Annotated in this window: 7 protein-coding genes; 3 read left to right on the top strand and 4 right to left on the bottom strand. The window is 43.4% G+C overall.

Translation table 11 applies throughout. From position 1 onward, the window contains the following. Positions 1-212: 212 nt before the first annotated feature. From D5281_RS16365 to D5281_RS16350, 4 genes are all read right to left on the bottom strand, one after another. Entirely contained in the window at positions 213-1,568 is a 1,356-nt protein-coding gene (locus tag D5281_RS16365; RefSeq protein ID WP_160561179.1) for an ABC transporter substrate-binding protein, read from the bottom strand. Positions 1,569-1,807: 239 nt separating this feature from the next. Beyond that, the gene (locus tag D5281_RS16360) at positions 1,808-3,394 is read right to left on the bottom strand and encodes a response regulator transcription factor (protein ID WP_160561178.1); all 1,587 of its coding nucleotides are present in this window, start codon (positions 3,392-3,394) and stop codon (positions 1,808-1,810) included. Continuing rightward, complete coding sequence (locus tag D5281_RS16355; protein WP_160561177.1) at positions 3,375-5,204, bottom strand: cache domain-containing sensor histidine kinase; 1,830 nt, start codon at positions 5,202-5,204, stop codon at positions 3,375-3,377. Before D5281_RS16355 ends, D5281_RS16360 begins: the two co-directional genes overlap by 20 nt. Positions 5,205-5,413: 209 nt before the next feature. Continuing rightward, positions 5,414-5,605, bottom strand: a complete 192-nt coding sequence (locus D5281_RS16350; RefSeq protein ID WP_160561176.1) for a DUF1858 domain-containing protein — start codon at positions 5,603-5,605, stop codon at positions 5,414-5,416. 425 nt (positions 5,606-6,030) lie between these two features. Between D5281_RS16350 and pflB the strand changes: the two genes are divergently transcribed. The 3 genes from pflB to grcA3 all read left to right on the top strand — a co-directional run bounded on the left by pflB (position 6,031) and on the right by grcA3 (position 8,618). Further along, the gene (pflB, locus tag D5281_RS16345; protein WP_160561175.1) at positions 6,031-8,070 is read left to right on the top strand and encodes a formate C-acetyltransferase; all 2,040 of its coding nucleotides are present in this window, start codon (positions 6,031-6,033) and stop codon (positions 8,068-8,070) included. A 74-nt stretch (positions 8,071-8,144) separates the two neighbouring features. Further along, on the top strand, positions 8,145-8,348 hold the full coding sequence (locus D5281_RS16340; protein WP_160561174.1) for a hypothetical protein: 204 nt from the start codon (positions 8,145-8,147) through the stop codon (positions 8,346-8,348). 27 nt (positions 8,349-8,375) lie between these two features. Beyond that, a complete protein-coding gene (gene grcA3, locus D5281_RS16335) occupies positions 8,376-8,618 on the top strand; it encodes an autonomous glycyl radical cofactor GrcA3 (protein ID WP_160561173.1) in 243 nt (80 codons plus the stop codon). Positions 8,619-8,705 lie beyond the last annotated feature (87 nt).

Below are 8,705 nucleotides of genomic sequence, written 5' to 3'. Positions count from 1 at the left end.
ATCAACTGCTTGAAAAATACTTTTTAAACATTTTTCATTTTACCTATTGACATTTCTTAGCTGGACTTTTTAAAAAAATCCGGCATCTGGCAAATGTCAAATTGTAATATCTGATATTTGTGCAGATGCCGAAATGAGCTTACTATGCTTTTCTGATTTATTTTATTTATTGTTTTATTAACATAAGGTCTGTCCGCGAAGAATATTCTTTACTACTGATTGTCAATTTCCTTTTGGATTTCCTCCGCCGCCTTGTCTAAGGCTGTTTTGGGATCCTCCACGCCATAAGCAACACGTTCCATGGCATCATTCACCGCATTAAAAACAGCGTTTGAATATGCAACCTTGGGCGAACCCACGCCGCAGGCAACTGATTCATAAATAACCGCATTGTTTTCCGGATTTTCCGCAATATAGCGCTCTTTCAGAGATTCTCTTACAGGCGGCACGCCCATCATTTCGTAGCGGGTCCATGCCACATCTGCAGAAGATGCATACTCCATGAATCTCCATGCTTCTTCTTTGTGTGGTGTCTCACTGCTCATAAACATAAATCCCATACCGCAGAAGGTAGCCTGCTTTTCCTGCTTTAAGGGAGCTGCCATTGCAATTTTGCCGGCTAACGCACCGCCATCCCATGTGGCGAAATCGGTGGTATTGGCATAAGTCATGGCTGCAAGTCCGCTTGCAAAGGGATTGTTGTCGCTGTTGCTGCTATCCCAGGGAATGGTTCCCTCATCCTCAAGCTTCTTTAAAAATTCCGCTGCCTCCACCGTCTTTTCGGAATTACACAAAACCGTATTATTGTCCTCGTCCACCAGATTCTTTTCCCCGTTTGCCAGAAGGAAAATCGTCAGATAATGTTGCTGGCCTGTGCCGGATGAAGGAACGCTAAGCCCGGTCTGAACCACATTATCGCCTTCCTTTTTCACCAGCTTTTTGTGATACTCATAAAGCTCATCCCAGTTTGTAGGCGGGCTATCGGGATCAAGACCTGCTTCTTCAAACAGCTCTTTGTTATAAACCAGCAGCCGCACATCCGGCTGTGTTGCGATACCATAAAGCTTTCCGTTGATGGTTCCCAGATTCAAAGCGCTCTCCATATAATCATCTTTGCCATCCCAATTGGTTGTAAATTCATCCAATTCCGCATACTGTCCCAAAGGAACTCTCACGCCCATGGAAGCTAATGTAAAATCAATCACATCCGGCGCCGTTCCTGACGCAAATCCGGTATTTAACTTGGTTTCAAAATCATCTCCGTAACTGCATTCCTGGTACTCAATCTCAATATCGGGATTCGCCGCCTCAAAGTCCGCAATTACTTTATCCCAAAATTCCTTTTTCCCGGCATCTGTACCCGCTCTTAAAAAAGTCAGTTTAACCTTTTCACCTGAAGCTGTCTGCTCACTGCCGGAATCTTTGCCTGCTTCGGACTCCTGGGTTGTTTCCGATGACGATGCCGCATCTTTTGAAACAAGTTCTTCCGTACCTTTGTTTCCACAACCTGCCATACTAAGCGCCATTGCTGCTCCTAACAGAGCGCACATAACTTTTTTTAACTTCATCTTTTCCCTCCTTTATTGCTGATAAAAACGATTGACTACAAAACCTCTTAACCAATTGACAGCTCACGATTTTGTTTTACAATCAACTGTTTGATGTTTTTATTTTACGAAAAAAAGAGCACAGGTTCCATGTCTGCAATTAACACTTCCTTGTACTCAATTTCTATATTTTCGCATATTTTTTTATATAATTTATATAAAATTTGCCATTTTTGTATTTTGTTTTGTCTTTTTGTATATTATTTTGTTTTCCGGTATTCCAAAGGAGAGCACCCGTAATGGTCTTTAAACGCCCGGCTAAAATGAGCCGAATCAAAAAAGCCCACCTGTTCAGCGATTTTTCCTACCGACAGTCTGGTGTCCTTTAACAAGGTACGGGATTTTTCCAGCCTTACCTCCTGCAGATAGCTGCTGAATTTCCTGCCCGTTTCCTTTTTAAAAAGCGTAGAAAGATAGGGCTTGCTCAAAAACACCTTATCCGCCATCTGTTCTAATGAAATCCTCTCTCCCATATGATCTTCTACGTATTCCATTACCTCCTTTACAGAGGCTGAATATTGCATGTTTCCACGCTTTTTCTGCAAAAGATTACACAAATAATCCTCTTCGCTTTTCACGGCATCCAAAAGCTTCTGTAAGTTCAGCATCTCCCTGCTTATTAAAAGCTTGGCCCCTTCCACTCGTTCTTTTTCGTCATCATTTAACCCATACTCCCACAGATTATGCCGGTATGCCGACAAAATCTCATCACACAAGGCTTTCACATATGTAGGGTGAAGATAAGATGCTTTTTGCACATTATGTAAAAAATCCTCTACTTTTTGCGCTGCTTTTGCATAATCGGCCTGATACAGGTATTTCATGATTTCCTTAATATCCTGGTTAAAATAAAGCTCTCCCGCCTCCTGCTTCATATAAACCCGCATATCATCATACTGCCAGGCTCCGCAAAGTCCAAAAAAAACTCTGTTTTCTCTTGCGGCGGCGGCCTGTCTGCACATTTCTTTTATGTCAATCAGCTGGTTTGTCCCCCGCTGCGTCTGGTTTCCATCCCCCTGCATCCTGCTGATTCCCAGATACGGCCTGATACCTGTATGGACTTGCAAAATATTTCCCAGCCTGTCCATCAATTGCAGACGTTCCCCTTCTTTATTATGTAAGTATCCCAAAATAAGCGTTTGGTTATCCGCCCAGAAGAAAGCTCCCTGCAGCTGTTCCTGTTCCAGGAATATAGCAAGCAGTTCTTCTACAGCCTCGCAGGAGACCTGCTTTTCCAGATAAATTTCAGCAAACACCAATTTTGAAATTTCCTGCTCCTTTATATTTTCTCCCAAAACCCTCGTCAATTCTTCGGCGCCGGCCATACCCTGTTTTACCAGTTCGGCAAAAACCGCCCCCTTTTTGTTTTCCGTTTCTTCTATCTGGGTTTCCTCTTTATCAACCTGCTTTTGTTCCAGATACTTTGCTGCAGCGTCCAGAATCTGCTTCAGGGACTCTTTGGTGATTTCAGGCTTTAGCACAAATTCCTGGGCGCCTAAACGGATTGCCTGACGGGCATAATGAAATTCGTCATAAGCGCTTAGAATCACCTTATAGGGCTTAAGCCCCATTTCCAAAAGCTTTTCCAAAAATTCCAGCCCATCCATAACGGGCATACGTATGTCCGTAAAGACAACGTCCACATTCTTTGCACAGGCAAGATAATCAAGGGCCATACTGCCGTTGGAAAAAACCCCTTCCACATGATAATCCCCTGAAAGTTCTTCCAGCTTTTTCTTAAGCCACTGTCTGGTAATTCCTTCATCTTCAATGATGATGATTTTCATAATGGCTCCCTCCCTGTAACGCACCCGCCGTTCTGGCCGGCATCCTCATGTCAATTCTGATTCCTCCATTTTCCAGTTGATAAGCAAAAAGTCCGCTTTCATCTCCAAAAGAAAGCCTGATACGCTCCTGTACATTCCTGATTCCAATGCTGCTGACCTGGCCTTCCTGGCAGTCCTTCTTAGAAGCAAGCAGCGTCTTGATTTTATGAAGGTCCGCCCCTTCTCCATTATCATAAACACTGATGATAAGTTCTTCCCCTTCCTTTCGCGCCTTAACACAAATCTTCCCCATTTCTTTTTTCGCACCAAAGCCATGGGAAATAGAATTTTCTACCAGGGGCTGTACGGAAATCCTGGGCACCAGACATTCCTCCGTTTCCCTGTCCATTTGAATTTCCCATTCAAACATATCCTGATATCGGTTTTCCATCAGCACCAGATAATTTTCCAAAGACTCCATCTCCTCCTTGACCGGAATCAGCTCCCGATAATCCGAGAAGGTTTTCTTAAGTAGCTTAGCCAGCGCTAAAAGGGAGATGTTTGCTTTCTCCTTCATGTCCATTTCCATCAAAAACCGGATGGACGCCAGCGTATTATATAGGAAATGCGGATTGATCTGCGCCTGCAGCGCATTCAGTTCCAAAACACGCTTTTCCTCATCCCGCTCTCCAAGCTGTCTTATCAGTTCCTCGATTCTGTCAAGCATCTGGTTGAACTGGCTGCCCAGCTGCCCAAACTCATCATTGCTCTCCACCTGTGCCCGGACGCTTAAATCTCCCTGGTAGGCCGTGCGCATATCCTCCTTAAGCTTCTGCACCGGATGGCTGATATATCTTGCGTTGTAAATGGACATCAGCAGAGCCAGCAAAAAGTATATGACAGCCACCCCTACCATCCAAAGGTAGCTCCAATTGCCAAACCAGGCGCTCTTTTGCATGGTTTCATACATTACGATTTTCCAGCCTGTGACAGAGTTTGTGGTAAAACAAATCTGTGAATAAATCCCTTCTATGTTTGCAGGAAAATAACCATGGTCGTAGTCTAAAAGTTTTCCCAGATAGGTTTGTGAGCTGATATAACTTCCTGTCAGTTCCTGGTCCGTACAACTGATAATCCGCCCTGTCTCGTCCATCAAAAATACTTTTTGATTTTCCTGCCGGATGCCGTCTCTGAACAACCGTTCAAACCGTTCCTGTTGAATGCTTACATCCATTAATCCAATGTACCTGCCGCTGTTTAAATGCCGCAAAAGCCGCACCGCACGTACAATACTGTCCTTGTCTTTGCCAAATTCCTCGCTTCGATAGGTTGGAATGTAACGGATTCTGCCGCTCTCTAACAACATATCGTACCAATCTTCCTTTTTTAAACTATTCAGGTCCGAAAATATAAACTCTACTTCATCGTTCCATCTGGAAGAATAGTTCCGTCCGTTTTCTCCCAATATTTCCAGATAATACCCCGTATCGCCATAATAAACCCAACGGCTCCGCAAAAATTCCTGCATTGCCTTTTCGGTGGTTCTTGCCTCATAATCGCTTTCATATCTTTTTTGAGAAAGCAGGCCGTTTACCTCCGCATTGCTAAAAAAGAAATCCGAATAAACCACAATATTTTTAAGCATGTCCTCCATATTCCGGTTGATCTGGTTTAAAATAGCCAGCCTGGACTGATTCAGCCTTTGATTCGCCTCCGTCTGCACAAAGGAAATAATCTGCCAGGATAAAATCAAACAGGGAAGGGCAAATAAAAGTACGTTGGAAAACAATATTTTTTTCTGCAGATTCATTCCCCGTAAATATCTTCTCATTGTCAGCCATTCCTTTCAAATGGTATACATAGATTTTATCATTCCGGCCTTTTTATTTCAACCGGTTCATTTTATTGTTGGCACAGTAAAAATACCGGCCTTCCATACAAAATACATCCTCCCTTTGGCAGAGGGTATTTTGAAAGAAAACCGGTATTGTAAGCAGGGCCGTCACCGACCCTATGCCGCAGTATCCATTTATGGGCTTTTTATAATGCTTCGATTTTAGCCATCAAATCGTTAATGTCCATGCCATGCACCATAGCAGCCTCCGCAAGACTCTCAGCCTGGGCAGAAGGGCAGCCTAAGCAGTGCATGCCGGCTTCCATCAGAACCGGCGCAACCTCCGGATTGGTTCTTAAAATTTCACCAATTGTCATATCTTTATTGATCTGTGCCATATACCATAACCTCCTTTTGTATACACCATTATTTCAGGCAGATTTTACTTTATATACCTGCATTTCAGTATAATACTTTGCCCGGTTTCTGGCAAGACTAAACCTCATTGCGGACTAAAAATACGGGATAAGCACATTCTTTTTTTTAATCGGACCGCTACCAGACTAAAAAGATATCTCAGCCTAGTGTTATTAACGCAGTACCACAGGCAAAGCTTGCGGTATGCAAAGGGGATAAAAATGAACCCTAAACAATTTTTACAAAAAAATTATAAAATTTCCCTAAAATACGTACTTTGTTCATAAAAAAGTACACGCTTTGCCTTGACTCGCCGCAACTGAATAACATATAATAATGTTACGGCAGAAGCATAGTTTTATGCACAAATAAATTTATCAAATAAGGATTAGGAGGCTTACGCAAAATGAGACCAGAATGGAAAGATTTTGTAGGCGGCAAGTGGGAGAACGAGGTTAACGTACGTGACTTCATTCAGAGAAACTATCATCCCTATGAGGGTGATGAGTCCTTCTTAGCCGAAGCTACACAGAACACAAAGGATTTATGGCAGATGGTACTGGATCTGCAGAAACAGGAACGTGAAGCAGGCGGCGTTCTTGATATGGATACCAAGGTTGTATCCACAATCACATCACATGGCCCTGGTTACCTTGATAAGTCCAAGGAGACTATCGTTGGTTTCCAGACAGATAAGCCTTTCAAGCGTTCCTTTCAGCCTTACGGCGGTATCAGAATGGCTGAGAAAGCCTGCTCTGATAATGGTTACGAAGTAGACCCTGAAATCAGCGAGTTCTTCTCAACTCACAGAAAGACACACAATGCAGGCTGTTTTGACGCATACAATGCAGAGATGAGAGCTTGCCGTTCCGCACATATTATCACAGGTCTTCCTGACGCTTATGGACGTGGACGTATCATCGGCGACTACAGACGTGTTGCTCTGTATGGTATCGACAGATTGATTGAAGACAAGCAGGCGCAGAAAGATTCCACAGGACGCGTTATGACAGATGATGTTATCCGTCTGCGTGAAGAAATTTCCGAGCAGATCGTTGCTCTTAAATTAATGAAAGAAATGGCTGCTTCTTATGGCTGCGACATTTCCAAACCTGCAACCAACGTACAGGAAGCAATCCAGGCAACCTACTTTGGATACCTTTGCTCTGTTAAAGAGCAGAATGGCGCTGCAATGAGCCTTGGTCGTACATCTACTTTCCTTGACTGCTACGCTGAAAGAGACCTTGCAAACGGCACTTTCACAGAACAGCAGATTCAGGAATTTGTTGATCACTTCATTATGAAGCTGCGTTGCGTAAAATTCGCTCGTACACCTGAGTACAACCAGATTTTCGCTGGCGATCCCGTATGGGTAACCGAGTCTCTCGGCGGTGTTGGCGTTGACGGACGTCCTATGGTAACAAAGATGAGTTTCCGTTACCTGCATACACTTACCAACTTAGGACCCAGCCCTGAGCCTAACTTAACGGTTCTCTGGTCCACAAGACTTCCTGAAAACTGGAAGAAATACTGTGCAAAGATGTCCATCCAGACTTCTTCTATCCAGTATGAGAACGATGACCTTATGAGAGTTACACACGGTGATGACTACGGTATCGCATGCTGCGTATCCTCTATGGTTATAGGTAAGGAAATGCAGTTCTTCGGCGCTAGAGCAAACCTTGCTAAGTGTCTGCTTTATGCCTTAAACGGCGGTGTTGATGAAGTTACCAAGAAACAGGTTGGTCCTAAATATCGTCCTGTTGTTGGCGATGTTCTTGATTTTGATGACGTTTACAGCAAATTCATCGATATGATGGAATGGCAGGCAGACGTTTATGTAAATACTTTGAACATTATCCATTATATGCATGACAAATACTGCTATGAGAGAGCTGAGATGGCCCTTCATGACAGAGATGTTAAGCGTTATTTCGCAACAGGTGTTGCCGGACTTTCTATCGTAGCCGACTCTTTATCCGCAATCAAATATGCTAAGGTAGAGGCTATCAGAGATGAAGACGGTATCATTGTAGACTTCAAGACCACAGGTGATTTCCCGAAATATGGTAATGATGATGACCGCGTAGACAGCATTGCTCAGGAAGTTGTTCACAAGTTCATGACAGCAATCAGAAGACACCATACCTACAGAAACGGTGTTCCTACAACATCTATTCTTACCATTACGTCTAATGTAACTTATGGTAAGGCAACAGGTAATACACCTGACGGACGTAAGAAAGGCCAGCCTTTCGCTCCCGGCGCTAACCCGATGCACGGACGTGATACCCACGGTGCGGTAGCATCCTTGTCTTCTGTATCCAAGCTTCCTTTCAATGATGCACAGGATGGTATCTCCAATACCTTCACCATCATTCCGGGCGCTCTTGGCAAAGAAGATCAGGTATTTGCCGGAGATATTGAACTTGATTTAAACAAATAATGTAACCGTTCAAACAAGCTGAACTTTTACAAAGTCAGAATAAATAACAACCTAATTTCAGGAGGTACAATGCAATGGACAATAATAAAATGGTGGATGACCTTGTTAAAATGCTGGATTCCGGCATGGCTATGGGCGTAGGACATGTGAATGTGGACTATGACGAAGCCAGTGAAAAGACAAAAGATGTTCAAACCATGGGGTGTACGGATTGTTCCAGGACTCCCTTAGCCTGCAGCGTCCCTACCCTGGAAGACGGTCTGGATGACTTTCATTAATCAATTATATAAGGAGGTAAACTTGCCATGGCTAATAATACAGCACAGGTAGATAACTTAGTATCATTGTTAGATGGATACGCAACAAAGGGCGGACATCATCTCAACGTAAATGTTTTAAACAGAGATATGCTTTTAGATGCTCAGAAACATCCCGAGAATTATCCTCAGCTTACAATCCGTGTTTCCGGATATGCTGTTAATTTCATCAAATTAACACCAGAACAGCAGGCTGACGTTATTTCCCGTACATTCCATGAGTCTATCTAAAAAAGACTTGTTCGTTAATTAAAATTTAACTGGGCAGCCGGCGGATATGATTTATCTGCCGGCTGCCCTTTTATAATAAGCTTTGCA

This window comes from Parablautia muri (genome assembly GCF_009917485.1).
Taxonomy (GTDB): Bacteria; Bacillota; Clostridia; order Lachnospirales; family Lachnospiraceae; genus Suilimivivens; species Suilimivivens muri.
This window is presented reverse-complemented; position numbering and strand designations above follow the sequence as displayed.

Coding starts and splice junctions, on each gene's coding strand:
- D5281_RS16350 (WP_160561176.1), bottom strand. CDS start 5,605: ATGGCACAGATCAATAAAGATATGACAATTGGTGAAATTTTAAGAACC.
- D5281_RS16340 (WP_160561174.1), top strand. CDS start 8,145: ATGGACAATAATAAAATGGTGGATGACCTTGTTAAAATGCTGGATTCC.
- D5281_RS16360 (WP_160561178.1), bottom strand. CDS start 3,394: ATGAAAATCATCATCATTGAAGATGAAGGAATTACCAGACAGTGGCTT.
- pflB (WP_160561175.1), top strand. CDS start 6,031: ATGAGACCAGAATGGAAAGATTTTGTAGGCGGCAAGTGGGAGAACGAG.
- grcA3 (WP_160561173.1), top strand. CDS start 8,376: ATGGCTAATAATACAGCACAGGTAGATAACTTAGTATCATTGTTAGAT.
- D5281_RS16355 (WP_160561177.1), bottom strand. CDS start 5,204: ATGAGAAGATATTTACGGGGAATGAATCTGCAGAAAAAAATATTGTTT.
- D5281_RS16365 (WP_160561179.1), bottom strand. CDS start 1,568: ATGAAGTTAAAAAAAGTTATGTGCGCTCTGTTAGGAGCAGCAATGGCG.